15 protein-coding genes are annotated in these 14218 nt (G+C 39.9%); all 15 read right to left on the reverse strand.

Annotated features, from left to right (window positions below; all coding sequences use genetic code 11):
• Positions 1 to 24: 24 nt before the first annotated feature.
• Complete coding sequence (gene atpD / locus ACTNEP_RS09935) at positions 25 to 1428, reverse strand: F0F1 ATP synthase subunit beta (protein ID WP_441161763.1); 1404 nt, start codon at positions 1426 to 1428, stop codon at positions 25 to 27.
• A gap of 42 nt (positions 1429 to 1470) precedes the next feature.
• Positions 1471 to 2334: an ATP synthase F1 subunit gamma gene (gene atpG / locus ACTNEP_RS09940; protein ID WP_441161764.1), complete on the reverse strand. Its 864-nt coding sequence runs from the start codon at positions 2332 to 2334 to the stop codon at positions 1471 to 1473.
• A gap of 76 nt (positions 2335 to 2410) precedes the next feature.
• Positions 2411 to 3919 (reverse strand): F0F1 ATP synthase subunit alpha, encoded by a 1509-nt coding sequence (gene atpA / locus ACTNEP_RS09945; protein WP_441161765.1) that lies wholly within the window; start codon positions 3917 to 3919, stop codon positions 2411 to 2413.
• A 21-nt stretch (positions 3920 to 3940) separates the two neighbouring features.
• Positions 3941 to 4483: a F0F1 ATP synthase subunit delta gene (locus tag ACTNEP_RS09950; RefSeq protein ID WP_441161766.1), complete on the reverse strand. Its 543-nt coding sequence runs from the start codon at positions 4481 to 4483 to the stop codon at positions 3941 to 3943.
• A complete protein-coding gene (gene atpF, locus ACTNEP_RS09955; RefSeq protein WP_441161767.1) occupies positions 4480 to 5007 on the reverse strand; it encodes a F0F1 ATP synthase subunit B in 528 nt (175 codons plus the stop codon). The genes ACTNEP_RS09950 and atpF overlap by 4 nt, the downstream gene beginning before the upstream one ends.
• Before the next feature lie 363 nt (positions 5008 to 5370).
• On the reverse strand, positions 5371 to 5577 hold the full coding sequence (gene atpE / locus ACTNEP_RS09960; protein WP_018930781.1) for a F0F1 ATP synthase subunit C: 207 nt from the start codon (positions 5575 to 5577) through the stop codon (positions 5371 to 5373).
• Positions 5578 to 5623: 46 nt separating this feature from the next.
• On the reverse strand, positions 5624 to 6346 hold the full coding sequence (gene atpB / locus ACTNEP_RS09965; protein WP_441161769.1) for a F0F1 ATP synthase subunit A: 723 nt from the start codon (positions 6344 to 6346) through the stop codon (positions 5624 to 5626).
• A 5-nt stretch (positions 6347 to 6351) separates the two neighbouring features.
• Positions 6352 to 6738 carry an ATP synthase subunit I gene (locus ACTNEP_RS09970; RefSeq protein ID WP_441161770.1) on the reverse strand — a complete coding sequence of 129 codons (387 nt, stop codon included), beginning with the start codon at positions 6736 to 6738 and terminating at the stop codon, positions 6352 to 6354.
• Between the two features lie 2 nt (positions 6739 to 6740).
• Positions 6741 to 6962, reverse strand: a complete 222-nt coding sequence (locus ACTNEP_RS09975) for an AtpZ/AtpI family protein (protein WP_441161772.1) — start codon at positions 6960 to 6962, stop codon at positions 6741 to 6743.
• A 349-nt stretch (positions 6963 to 7311) separates the two neighbouring features.
• On the reverse strand, positions 7312 to 9402 hold the full coding sequence (locus ACTNEP_RS09980) for a S8 family serine peptidase (RefSeq protein ID WP_441161773.1): 2091 nt from the start codon (positions 9400 to 9402) through the stop codon (positions 7312 to 7314).
• A gap of 156 nt (positions 9403 to 9558) precedes the next feature.
• Positions 9559 to 10905: a serine hydrolase domain-containing protein gene (locus ACTNEP_RS09985; RefSeq protein ID WP_441161774.1), complete on the reverse strand. Its 1347-nt coding sequence runs from the start codon at positions 10903 to 10905 to the stop codon at positions 9559 to 9561.
• A gap of 77 nt (positions 10906 to 10982) precedes the next feature.
• Positions 10983 to 11612: a uracil phosphoribosyltransferase gene (gene upp / locus ACTNEP_RS09990; protein ID WP_441161775.1), complete on the reverse strand. Its 630-nt coding sequence runs from the start codon at positions 11610 to 11612 to the stop codon at positions 10983 to 10985.
• Between the two features lie 183 nt (positions 11613 to 11795).
• Positions 11796 to 13031 carry a serine hydroxymethyltransferase gene (gene glyA, locus ACTNEP_RS09995; RefSeq protein WP_441161776.1) on the reverse strand — a complete coding sequence of 412 codons (1236 nt, stop codon included), beginning with the start codon at positions 13029 to 13031 and terminating at the stop codon, positions 11796 to 11798.
• A 174-nt stretch (positions 13032 to 13205) separates the two neighbouring features.
• Positions 13206 to 13751, reverse strand: a complete 546-nt coding sequence (locus tag ACTNEP_RS10000) for a TIGR01440 family protein (protein WP_441161778.1) — start codon at positions 13749 to 13751, stop codon at positions 13206 to 13208.
• Positions 13752 to 13770: 19 nt separating this feature from the next.
• Positions 13771 to 14211, reverse strand: a complete 441-nt coding sequence (rpiB, locus tag ACTNEP_RS10005; RefSeq protein ID WP_441161780.1) for a ribose 5-phosphate isomerase B — start codon at positions 14209 to 14211, stop codon at positions 13771 to 13773.
• Between the last annotated feature and the right edge of the window lie 7 nt (positions 14212 to 14218).

The following is a 14218-nucleotide window of genomic DNA, read 5'->3' on the forward strand; positions in this document are numbered from 1 at the left end:
GACTGATTACGTCCCTGCTACCTATTACGCCATTTGTTTGGCTTTTTCTACTACTTCTTCAATGCGACCGACTAAACGGAATGCATCTTCTGGAAGGTCATCATATTTACCGTCAAGGATTTCACGGAATCCTTTAACCGTTTCTTTAACAGGCACATATGAACCTGGTTGACCTGTAAATTGCTCTGCTACGTGGAAGTTTTGTGATAAGAAGAACTGGATACGACGAGCACGAGCTACCGTAAGTTTATCTTCATCAGATAACTCATCCATACCTAAGATCGCGATAATATCTTGCAGTTCTTTATATTTTTGTAATGTCTGTTGTACTTCACGCGCAACATTATAGTGCTCTTCCCCAACTACTTCAGGGTCAAGGGCACGAGATGTCGATGCAAGTGGATCCACCGCTGGGTAAATACCTTGTTCTGATAATTTACGATCAAGGTTGGTTGTTGCATCTAAGTGGGCGAACGTTGTTGCCGGTGCAGGGTCTGTATAGTCATCGGCTGGTACATAGATCGCTTGAATAGATGTAACGGAACCTTTGTTAGTTGATGTAATCCGCTCTTGTAATTGACCCATTTCTGTAGCAAGTGTTGGCTGGTAACCAACGGCAGATGGCATACGACCAAGAAGTGCCGAAACCTCTGAACCTGCTTGTGTAAAACGGAAAATGTTATCAATGAATAATAGCACATCTGCACCTTTTTCATCACGGAAATACTCCGCCATTGTAAGACCAGTTAGTGCTACACGCATACGTGCTCCTGGCGGCTCATTCATTTGTCCGAATACCATCGCTGTTTTGGAAATTACCCCAGAATCTTTCATTTCATAGTAAAGGTCATTTCCTTCACGCGTACGCTCCCCAACACCTGCGAATACAGAAATACCACCATGCTCTTGTGCGATATTATTGATCAGTTCCTGAATAAGTACGGTTTTACCTACACCCGCACCACCAAATAAACCGATCTTACCACCTTTGATGTAAGGTGCTAATAAGTCTACTACTTTAATACCTGTTTCGAGAATTTCTGTTTCTGTTGATAAGTCTTCAAATTGTGGTGATTCTCGGTGAATTGGATCACGACGAACATCCTCACCAATTTCTTCGTCAAGGTCAATTTTCTCACCTAAAACGTTGAAGACACGACCTAGTGTAACATCACCTACTGGTACTGAAATTGGTGCGTTTAAATCCGTTACTTCTGCACCACGTTGCACACCTTCTGTAGATGACATCGCAATTGTACGTACAGAATCATCGCCTAAGTGAAGAGCAACTTCTACCGTAAGTTCTTGTGCTTCACCGTCCGCTTCATACTGTACCTTTAACGCGTTGTAAATTTCAGGGAGATGGCCGTCTTCGAATTTTACGTCGACAACCGGTCCCATAATTTGAATAACGTGTCCTTTTGCCATCGATTTCCCTCCTAACTAAAGTTTTGCTATTGTGCGATTATATTATTCCAATGCGGCTGCCCCACCAACGATTTCGGTGATTTCCTGCGTAATTGCCGCTTGTCTTGCACGGTTATACTGTAGTGATAAGTCATCAATAAGTTCATCCGCGTTATCTGTCGCACTTTTCATGGCAGTCATCCGAGAAGCATGCTCACTCGCTTTACTGTCTAATAGTGCACCAAAGATTAAGCTCTCCGCATATTGTGGCAATAATACATCTAAAATTTGTTGTTGATTCGGTTCATATTCATACGTGCTCTTTACACCACCAGATTCTTCTGCAAGATCTGTTAATGGTAAAAGTTTTTTCGATGTTACCTTTTGTGAAATCGCACTAATGAAATGATTATAGAAGATCACTAATTCATCTATTTCTCCATCAATAAAAAGTTGTACCGTTTCAGACGTTAAATCTTTGATATCCGCAAAGTTAGGTTGATCTGAAAGACCTGTGATTTCCTTAAGAATTGGAATATCACGTTTCCTAAAAAAGTCACGACCCATTCGTCCTACTGCGATCACGGCATATTCATCTTTTGATTGATGCTTCTCCTGAATGGTACGATATACTTCACGAAGGATTCCACTGTTAAAAGCTCCTGCAAGACCACGGTCAGCTGTGATGACAAAATAGGCAGTCTTTTTTACTTCACGAGTCTGTAGCATAGGGTGTTCTGCATCCTGACCACTACCAGCAATACTGTTAACAACTTCTTTGATCTTATTGCTGTATGGATCAAAAGCTTTAGCAAATTCCTCTGCTTTGCTTAGCTTTGAAGCAGATACCATATGCATTGCTTTGGTGATCTGTTTTGTCTTTTGTGTGGAATTAATTCGCGTTTTGATATCTCTAAGAGATGCCACGTTGTTTCACCGCCCTTTCCTAAAAGGTTGACGCATATACTTGCGAAAGTCATCGGACACTTTCGCTTTTCTATCATTATTCAGATACGACGAATGTTTTCTTGAATTCTTCAATTGCTCCGCTCATGTCACCTTCGTCTGCTAAAGCTCCTGTTTCTTTGATTGTTGAAAGTAGCTCAGGCTTATTGTTGTCTAACCATGCCAAGAACTCTTCTTCAAAGCGTGTGATATCTTCAACAGGAATGTCATCTAGGAAACCTTTTGTTAAGGCATAGATAATCATAACTTGTTTTTCTACCACTAATGGCTTATGCAGGCCTTGTTTTAGTACTTCTACTGTACGTGCACCACGATTTAACTTCGCTTGTGTTGCTTTATCCAAATCAGAACCGAACTGAGCGAATGATTCCAATTCACGGAAAGAAGCTAAGTCTAGACGTAACGTACCAGCAACTTTCTTCATCGCTTTGATCTGTGCGGAACCACCTACACGTGATACCGATAGACCAGGGTTGATCGCTGGACGTACACCTGAGAAGAATAAATCAGATTGTAAGAAAATTTGTCCATCTGTAATCGAAATGACGTTTGTCGGAATATAAGCGGAGATATCCCCTGCTTGTGTTTCAACAAATGGAAGTGCTGTTAATGAACCTCCACCTTTTGCATCACTAAGTTTTGCTGCACGCTCTAGTAAACGAGAGTGTAAGTAGAATACATCCCCAGGGAATGCTTCACGTCCTGGTGGACGACGTAATAGTAGTGACAGCTCACGATAAGCGTTCGCTTGTTTCGTTAAGTCATCATATACAACCAATACGTGCTTGCCATTGTACATGAACTCTTCACCCATGGATACCCCTGCATATGGTGCAAGGTATTGAAGTGGCGCAGGTTCACTAGCACCAGCAGATACTACGATCGTATAGTCAAGCGCTCCATGTTTACGAAGTACTTCTACTGTTCCACGTACAGTCGAGTCTTTTTGACCGATTGCAACATAGATACAGATCATATCTTCATCTTTTTGATTCAATATGGTATCAATTGCTACTGTTGTCTTACCTGTCTGACGGTCCCCGATAATTAACTCACGTTGACCACGACCGATCGGTACTAATGCATCAATCGCTTTGATACCAGTTTGTAATGGCTCATCAACTGATTTACGATCCATTACACCAGGTGCCGGAGATTCGATTGGGCGTGCTTTAGAAGTTTCCACAGGGCCTTTACCATCCACTGGTTGTCCTAGCGGGTTTACGACACGACCAATAAGTTCCTCCCCTACTGGCACTTCCATAATACGACCTGTACGACGAACCTCGTCACCTTCACGAATTCCGGTATAAGGTCCAAGGATTACGATCCCGACATTTGATTCTTCTAAGTTTTGTGCCATACCCATGACACCATTTGAAAATTCAACAAGCTCACCAGACATGACGTTATCAAGACCATGTGCACGTGCGATACCGTCACCAATTTCAATAACTGTACCAACATCGCTCACTTCGATGTCTGAATCATAGCTTTCAATTTGCTGTTTAATCAGCGCACTGATTTCTTCAGCTTTAATGCTCATGCCATTTCACCCCTATCGTCCTTAATTTGCTCTTGCAATTTGTCGTTCAAGACGATCCAATTTCCCTTTGATAGAGCCGTCAAATACTGTGTTGCCAACTCTAATCTTGACACCACCGATAACGGATGGATCAATCTCGTTATTTATCTTTAATGATTTTGCATTTAATTTCTGTGTAAACACATTCTCAATTTCCTGTTTTTCTGCATCTGATAATGCGCGAACCGAATAAACAGTTGCCTCTTTAACGCCTTTTGCTTCATTCGCAAAAGTGATAAAGTGATCGACAACATCCGGAACAATTGCTTCATTATGACGATCTACAAGTAACGAAAGTGTATGTAATACATCCTTCGAAAAGCCTGCAAATGCTTCATTCAGTAGCTGCTTTTTCTTTTCTGTTTCTACTTTTGGATGCTGTAAGAATGGAAGAAATGCTTTATTAGTTTGAAAAACTTCTTTGACAGTTGCCAGTTCTGTTTCTAGGAAATCAATTGTTTCTTTTTCCTGACCGATTTGAAAAAGAGCTTCTGCATAACGTTTTGCTACATTCGTTTTACTCATTGCTCTTCTCCTACCTCTTTAATGTACTCACTGATCAACTGTTCTTGATCTTCAGCACTGATTTCTTTTTCAATCACTTTAGTAGCAATTTGTACAGACAATGTTGCCACTTGTGCCTGAAGTGCCTCGACTGCTTTTTCTTTTTCGCGTGCGATATCTTCTTCTGCAGACTTCTTCAAACGAGCTGCTGCCTCGTTCGCTGCATCGATAATCGCTTTTTCTTGCTGACCGGCAGCTTTTTTCGCATCTTCGATAATTTGGTGTGCTTCCTGACGCGTCGCCTTTAATTGTTCATTTGCTTCACGTGCTGCTTTTTCAGCTTCTGCCCGGTTCTTTTCAGCTGTGTCAATTTCATTTGCAATATAGTTTTCGCGCTCTTCCATCTTGTTCATTAATGGACCCCACGCAAATTTTTTCAATAATGCTAGTAAAGCGAGGAAACTGATAATAGCAAATGCCATATCTCCACCTTGCAAACCGCCAATTGAAGCTTGAATGGTCACTCCACCTGCTAAAAGTTGCACAGTGTTCACTCCTTCCCACGATTAGTCATCTATTTCACTTTTACATTACATTCTTTATTTATATAAAACTCTTAATTACACCATTAAACGGTGCTTTTTGCTTTTCTTGTCTAGCTATAAGCGCCAGCAACTAGTAAACTTCCCTCACCTCCGTACGATAAGTCAACATCGACTCAGTCTTCGTCGTGTTTCCTTTATCTCCTTCCGGTTCAGTCCAGTTTAATACGTTGCTGAACAGGCCCTCTTCGCTTTTCTTGTCTAGCTATAAGCGCCAGCAACTAGCAAACTTCGCTTTTCTTTTTACAAAGTAATGGCGAAGGTTGTCTTGGACGAACTTCGCCATTCTATCAACATTAAATATGATTACATTACCATAAAGGCAATAACTACGGCGAAAATTGGAATCGCCTCTACTAACGCTACCCCGATAAACATTGTTGTTTGAAGTGCACCTCTTAATTCTGGTTGACGTGCAATCCCTTCTACTGTACGACTTACGATCATACCGTTACCTAAACCAGCACCAAGTGCCGCTAAACCAATTGCAATTGCAGCTGCTAAAGCTCCCATTGTATTTCCTCCTTTAAAATGTATAAATCATTACTATTTTAATATTTTAATGGTCTGAACTCACTTTATGAGACATATAAACCATTGTTAACATTGTGAAAATAAATGCTTGGATAGCACCTATGAATAAACTGAATCCTTGCCATGCCATCATCGGAATGATGGAAATAAATGTAAATGGTATAGCCACGAAGGCCATTTTGGTAATAAGTGATAATAAAATTTCTCCCGCAAAGATATTACCGAAGAGACGTAGACCCAATGTTAAGGTGTTCGTAAATTCTTCAATAATCTTAAATGGTAGTAAAAATGGTACAGGACGCACATAATCTTTTGTATACTCCTTGAACCCTTTTACTTTCACTCCATAATAATGAGTTAAAATGATGACCAACGCTGATAATGATAAGGTGAGCGTTGCATCTGAAGTAGGTGATTTCCACCATAGCGTATGACCCCATACACCCATAGTAATAACACCAAGAATGTTACTAATAAAGATATATACTAGTAACGTTAAACCAAGTGGTAAAAATACTTTACCTGTTTTCCAATCCATCGTATCCCCGATAATACCTTTGACAAAATCTACAATCCACTCCATAAAGTTTTGAAAACCAGTTGGCTTCATTTTGAGGTTTCTCGCTGCTAGTGTACAGATGATAAATACAATGACAGAAGAAACAAAAGTCATTAATGTAGTGGAAAGGTTAAAATCTAGCCATGGAATACCAAATAGATCTTCCAACATCGGTGATTCGTGATCCAATTCCTTCACCTCACTTCCTTTTGCTCGTCTAGTTTTCTAAAAAATGCAAAATCTATCATAATAACAACATAAGTTGTCATTAATCCCAAAATAACAGACATTAAATGGAAATATTCTTCAAAGCGCATTGCGATGAGTACCGCTAATGCTGCAGTAGCTAAGCGGGTAAACGTACCAATTCCCCCTGGTCGACCACCATCCGAAATTGCCTTTCCAAAACGGTCGATCTTACGTTGCATTACCCATAAATTATAAAAGCTTAATGCTGTTCCTAGGAGAAGTCCGAGGAATACTCTTGGAAAAGGTGTAAAACCCCAGCCAAGAACAAAAAGTGCAAGGAGATAGAACATCCATTTACGCTGACGGGTTATCATATTTTTGTATTGATTCATAGTTACTCGTCTCCCGTTAAATCTCGTACGTAATGAATGGTTCCGTATAAACCGGCTCCTAGACCAAAAAGTAATCCGATCACTAAAAAAAGTGGTGATGTGGAGAGATACTTGTCCACACTTCTGCCGATAAACAAGCCAATTAATGGCGCACCGACAATTTGTGACAAGACAGCACTATAAACTGCTAATCCATGGTAAGGGCTCTTTTTCGGTGGTGACATTTACTCACTCCTAATATACAAAACCTATTACATATGTATAGATAAGAAAAACGGATAGATACGATTGCCATTTTCCTTTTTCGTGATATTTGTCACACTGTAACCCTTATCATCCACACTAAATTAGCATACAATAGGGGTTCTTTATTGTCAATCGATTTCACAGACAAAAAACAAAAATAAACAGACAAATTTCCACACTTTTTGAGAGACTCCTTTTCCTGCTAGCCATCATGTGGAAAACAACACTTTTCGAAAAAAATGTGACAATTACTTCGTGTCGCGAAATAAAAGGTGTGAAGCAGGTTAGAGAGAGATCTTTATCTCTTTCACCCACTCCACAGGAGCTTCAACCAACCCCACCATCTAAAATTGTTTGATACTGATAGATCTGGCCGTTGCTTGTTTGAATAGTTATGTTGGCGATGTAATGCCCTTCGAGAAGTTGTTGTTGTTCAATTTCTCCTTCAATAACACCTGGTTGTAATGCTGTTCGTTCTTCCAACGTAGTGACAAATGCAAATGTGTTGGCATCGTATAGGTCAATAGTTAGTTTTTCTGCTGCTTCTACTAAATATAATTGATAATGATAAGAATCTTCTAGTGGTGTTATCGTTAATTCAAGGCCCATCGCTTTCGGTATCTCATTTTCTTCTGTTAAAAACATGTACGGAATAGGGGTATCGTTCAAAAAAAGGTATCCTTGTTTCATCCCTTCCTCGAGTTGACCTGTCCTAATCGTTGCTTTTACCTCAACTTCTTTCTTCTCACCTGGTTGTAGAGTGAAGCTTTTTGGCAACTGAAAACGAATGTCCTGATCTTGCTCTGGTAACGTAAAAGCATATTGCTTGGTTTGATCAGAGATATTTTCTACAGTAAGCTTGCTTGTTTTTTGTTCACTATGACCAGTTATCTTACCAAATTGCAGGAGCGATTGATGGATTAAGGTATCGGTTTCGAGTGCTTTTTTCGGGTTGATTTTCCCTGCTCCTTGTTCAATCGGCTGAAAGTTATGAAAAGGTTCAGCTGTAGTCAAAATTGCCGCCTTCAATTGAGCCGGTGTCCAATCCGGATGAGCTTCTTTCAACAAAGCTAGTACACCTGCGACATGAGGTGCTGCCATACTTGTTCCATTTAATGCCTGATATCCACCAGGTACCGTACTTAAAATACCGGCACCTGGCGCAACTATTTCTGGTTTTATTGCCCAATTAACAGTAACCGGTCCACGTGAACTAAATTCCGTTATCGTATCTTGAATTTCCTCATATTCAATCGATAAATAACCCGGATTTTCTTTTAACCATGTTCCATCCTCTTGACTGATCGCTGCAACCGGTATGGATATATTTGGATCTACAGCACCCTCAAAAACCCCTTCTTCTTCATTGTTTGCAATTAGTAACGCTGCGGCGCCATTAGCTTCAGCCTCGGCTGCTAATTGAGCAAAGGGAATCTCTTCTTCCCGATCTGTTATTAGAATCGCATCATTCTTTAGTTCTTCTTGATTATCCGTTACTTCTAAATCACGAGGGAAATCCCAATTAGGTGAGCCTTGCATCGGGATGATCTCTATTTTTTTATCATGAAACCGATCAAACAGAAAAGGACGTTTTAGTTTCGGGGTTGATGCGCCGACAGAAATGACTTGACTGGCTGTTGCTGGTGACCCAACCGTCCATAAATCAGGTCCCGTATTACCATTGGCAATAACTACCGTCACCCCTTTTTCTGTTGCGCGATTTACAGCAACACTTGTCGGCCAATCGGGACCATTAATCGAATTTCCTAATGAAAGGTTGATAATGTCCATCCCATCTTTTACAGCGGCCTCAATCCCCGCCATTACCTGTACAGTTGTCCCGGTTCCACCTGGTCCGAGTGCTCGATAGGCATAGAGTTCCGCATCTGGAGCCACTCCTTTCATCTGACCGTTCGCCCCTATTATTCCTGCGACATGGGAGCCATGCAGCGTAGGGATACCTTGTTCAGGAGTTGATTCCATTGGGTCATCGTCAAAATCTACCAGGTCATATCCACCTTTATAATTCTTCTTGAGATCTGGGTGCGTATAATCTATTCCTGTATCAACGATTCCGACCTTTACCCCTTTTCCCGTGTACGGAAGGGGATCTGGTATTAAAAAAGGGATACTCTCGTTGATGTTCGTTTGGGTTAGTTGTGTTTGATATTCTTGAACGGAATATGTTTGCCGAAAGTTATTTCGTCTTTTGATTCTGTCGAGGTTACGCTGATCTGTTTTGATCGCTATCCCATTGAAGATGGTATCGTATACAGCAAGAATTTCTACATTGGAATGATACGTTTCTATTTCTTCAGCGAATTCATGTGGGTCATCTTCCACCTCGATAATAAAGGAGTATTCGGTTGGATCTGTAACTGTAGCAGTAAATAAGAATAGGGATAAGATGAATGACACTTGAAGCACTCCTTTTAATTGGATAGGAGTATTGTTTACGTTTAGGAGGGGAGATATGTATGAAAAGATTGCATATCTCCACCTCATAATAAGAATACAGAGTCATTCTCTTAGCTATATCTAATAATAAATTAGTCAATTTTTCAATAGGTGAAATTATTTTATTTTTTCCAATTCAACCGAAAATCCATCTTCAAAAAGGGTAACGGCCTTCACCTCTCCTTCTTGGTCTTTTCGAAATGAGACAATACCAGGTGACATTTCCAAGCTGAAAATATCCTCTGTAGGTGCTTGGTTAATTGGTTTTAGTTCTAATGGATATGCTGGATTTTGAGCTTCATATATACAGAGACGATCGTTTACATACTTTACGCCGAAGAGGATATTCATGTTAGGTTCTAGATATTCTCCCAAATACTTCTGAAAATTTAATTGATTTTGTTCCAAGTAATCTTTTTTCTGTGGTAATGTTATTGATTGTCCGTCTAGAATAGCACGAATATCTTGATGAATGATATCTATTCGAGAGCCATAATAGGCTCGATTACTTAAAATAATAATAACTAGCTTTTCATCCATATCTCTACTTATCAGTGAGTTAAAACCTGTAATTCCCCCTTCGTGATGCACACTTTTTTCAGAAACTTCCCATCCATACCCATAATTTCCAATATGTTTTATAAAAAGTTGATGACGAGACTCCGAACTTAGAATGGTATCCGAATATAAAGATCGGTCCCATTTGTAAAGGTCTTCTACTGTAGAATAGACTCCTCCTGCGCCATAACATATGGACATTTCCAACACCGGCCCTTCCTTATATCCATCTGCTGTACCTGTGTATCCAATCATTGGACCATCTATATTCGTGCCGCTTTTAAGCACTCCGGTATCCTTCATGTTGAGTGGCTGAAAAATCACTTGATCTAAGTATTCTTCATAAGATAGATTCGTTATATATTCAATAACTTTCGCAAGTAAAACATAACCAGAATTACTATAATAACTGTTACTACCAGGTTTAAACAGTAACTCCCTATCGCTAAAATAATCCATAATATCCTCGGGCGTATGGACTTTTGTCCTGTTGAGATAATATTCGAGGGTTTCTGTGTAATTAGGGATTCCCGAACTGTGAGTCAGTAAGTGATGAAGCGTAATCTGGGGTGCATAAGTATAGTGTTTTAAATACTTGTCGAGGGTGTCTTTTACATGTAATTTACCTTCTTCTTGCAACTTCATGATAGCGGCAGCAATGAATTGCTTGGATACAGAACCTACCAGAAACTTTGATGATGGGGTGTGCGGCTTATTCAGCTCATAGTCAGACATACCATAGCTTTGATTGAATATTATTTGATCTCCTTTTGCTACCAATACATTGCCAATAAAATAGTCTAATTCGTAGTTTGCTTGCATTAGCATTTCTATTTTTTCTTCCATTTCATTACCACCTTTTTTGATTTTTCCATTTTCCTCTTTATTACTTTCGACATTTCCCACTTAAACCCTGTTCATTTGAGTATTTTTTAAAATACAAAAAGGAATGCATGGCAACATTCCTTTTTGTATTTAGAGTATTATTTAGTTCCAAATAAGCGGTCTCCCGCATCACCAAGACCAGGAATAATATAACCTTTTTCATTCAATTTTTCATCAAGTGCTCCGAGGTAGATATCAACGTCAGGGTGTTCTTTTTGAATGACTTCTACCCCTTCTGGTGCTGCAAGTAAGCACATAAGCTTAATGTTAGTTGCGCCACGCTTCTTCAAGGAATGAATCGCATCATTGGCAGAACCGCCAGTTGCTAACATTGGATCAACAACGATTAATTCACGCTCTTCGATATCAGATGGCAGCTTAATATAGTATTCGACAGGTTTTAATGTTTCTGGATCACGATAAAGGCCAACATGTCCAACTTTAGCAGCAGGAATAAGGGATAACATGCCATCTACCATACCTAATCCCGCTCTTAAGATAGGAATAATCCCCATTTTCTTTCCACTTAGTACTTTAGTTGTAGCGGTAGTGACTGGTGTTTCAATTGTCGTTTCTTCTAGCGGAAGATCTCTGGTAATTTCAAAAGCCATTAAAGTAGAAACTTCATCTACTAAAGCACGAAATTCTTTTGTCCCAGTATTTTTATCTCGTATGTACGTTAATTTGTGTTGAATTAACGGATGATCTAAAACAAACACATTACTCATGAGGAAAACGCTCCTTTTTTTACAAAATTATATCCCGGTAGACAACCATATTCATCCTTAAAATTGTACAGAAAAACAAGAAACCATGCAAGTATAATTCAAAAACTTCGGAGCTTATGATATCTGACTTTCCATAAAGAAAGCTAGACACAATCCAGATCAGATTAAGTCTAGCCTTTCCTTTTATTGATATAATGGGAATTTCGCAGTTAGAGCCGCTACGCGTTCACGTGCTTCGTTTAAGGTTGCGACATCTTGTGGATTTTTCAATGTGAGTGCAATGATTTTTGCTACTTCTTCCATTTCTGCTTCGCCAAAACCACGAGTTGTAACAGCAGCTGTTCCGACACGGATTCCGCTTGTTACAAACGGACTTTCCGGATCAAAAGGAATCGTGTTTTTGTTCGTTGTAATTCCTACCTCATCCAATGCCGCTTCTGCATCCTTACCTGTTAAATTCAGACCGCGGACATCTAATAATAACAGGTGATTGTCTGTTCCACGTGATACCGTACGAATACCTTCTGACTCTAATACTTCACCGAATTTCTTAGCATTTTTAATAATATTTTGACCGTACTCTTTGAAAGATGGTTGCAATGCTTCCTTTAGGGCTACTGCTTTTGCTGCAATTACATGCATTAATGGTCCACCTTGCATACCTGGGAATACTGTCTTGTCGATTTTTTTAGCGAATTCTTCTTTACATAACACCATACCACCACGTGGACCACGTAATGTTTTGTGTGTTGTCGTTGTGACAAAATCAGCGTGCGGTACTGGATCTGGATGTAAACCTGTTGCCACAAGTCCCGCGATATGGGCCATGTCTACCATTAAATACGCTCCCACTTCATCTGCAATCTCACGGAATTTCGCGAAATTGATCTGACGAGGGTAGGCACTAGCACCTGCAACGATCAATTTGGGTTGTACTTCTTTTGCTTTTGCCAAAACCGCATCATAATCAATTTGTTCCGTTTCCTTGTCAACACCGTAATCAACGAAATTGAATAATTTACCACTAAAGTTAACCGGACTTCCATGTGTTAAGTGTCCACCATGACTTAAGTTCATGCCAAGCACTGTATCGCCAGGCTCCAAAACCGTAAAATAAACAGCCATGTTCGCTTGTGCACCAGAGTGTGGTTGTACATTGACATGCTCTGCACCGAATAATTCTTTGGCACGGTTACGCGCTAAATCTTCTGCGACATCCACATGCTCACAGCCTCCATAATAGCGACGACCTGGATAACCTTCCGCATACTTATTGGTTAATACAGAACCTTGTGCTTCCATAACTGCCTCTGAGACAAAGTTTTCTGAAGCTATCAATTCGATTTTATCATTTTGGCGCTTTCTTTCGTTTTCCATCGCTTGAAAAATATCTGCATCAAACTTTTTAACGTGATCCATTTTTGCTCCCCCTAATATTTTTTGGTAGGTGTATTTTGATATTATTCGTCATTTAGATGATCTCATTCTAAAATAACATCATTTTCAAAATAATTCTAGACCTTTCACGAATAAAAAAAGAAAATATGCACCTTTTATTCGTAAATACAAAAAGATGCATATCTGATTCTTTCATTATGACGGATATACTGCCCTTGGACCACCAATTAACTTCGGTCTTGTTCGGGCATTTGTTGTTCTTGCATGGCCAACGTAGCGTTTCTCCAACCTAAGCGGTATTGCCACGGGCTTCAGTTGCATTCCGATCATCGTTTCACCAATATCGATACCAGCATCGGCTTGAACAGACTCCACAACAACCGCTCCACTCAAATGATCATAGGCATATGCTGCCATTGATCCGCCAGCTTGCCGTACTGGTCTCACCGATACTTCCTCCATGTTATGTTCACGTACTAATTTCTTTTCTACTACAACTGCTCTATTTAGGTGTTCACAGCATTGAAAACATAAATGTACACCGGTTTGCTCCTTTAAGCGACTTAATTCGCGATAAATCATCGCTGCTACTTCCTCACTACCTGCTGTACCGATACGTTCACCTGCTACTTCACTTGTTGAACAGCCGACAACAAAGAGCTCACCTTCTGAAAGAATATTGAGTGAAATCCATTCATCTACAATTGCTTTTAGATCTACTCCCCATTGATCAAGTTTCATGGATTTTTCCTCTTTTCCATTACTTATTTTCGTAATCAGAAAGTTTACCGACACGGTTTGCGTGACGACCACCTTGGAATTCTGTACCTAACCATGTTTTGACGATTTCTCTTGCCAAACCAGGCCCAATCACACGTTCACCCATAGTGATCATATTCGAATCGTTATGCTCACGTGTTGCTTTCGCACTAAATAGATCATGTACTAATGCAGCACGAATACCTTTTACTTTGTTGGCAGCAATCGACATACCAATTCCCGTTCCACAAATCAATATACCACGATCAAATTCACCACTTGCTACACGCTCAGCAGCTGGAATTCCGTAATCTGGATAATCGACAGAATCTTCACAATCACAGCCAATATTTTCATATTCAATATTGAGTTCTTCTAACAGAGATGCAATTTCCTTGGACAGATTGATACCACCATGATCGGATGCTAAAATGACTTTCATAGCAATA

The sequence above is a fragment of the Gracilibacillus sp. HCP3S3_G5_2 genome (genome assembly GCF_052063305.1).
Lineage (GTDB): Bacteria > Bacillota > Bacilli > Bacillales > Amphibacillaceae > Gracilibacillus.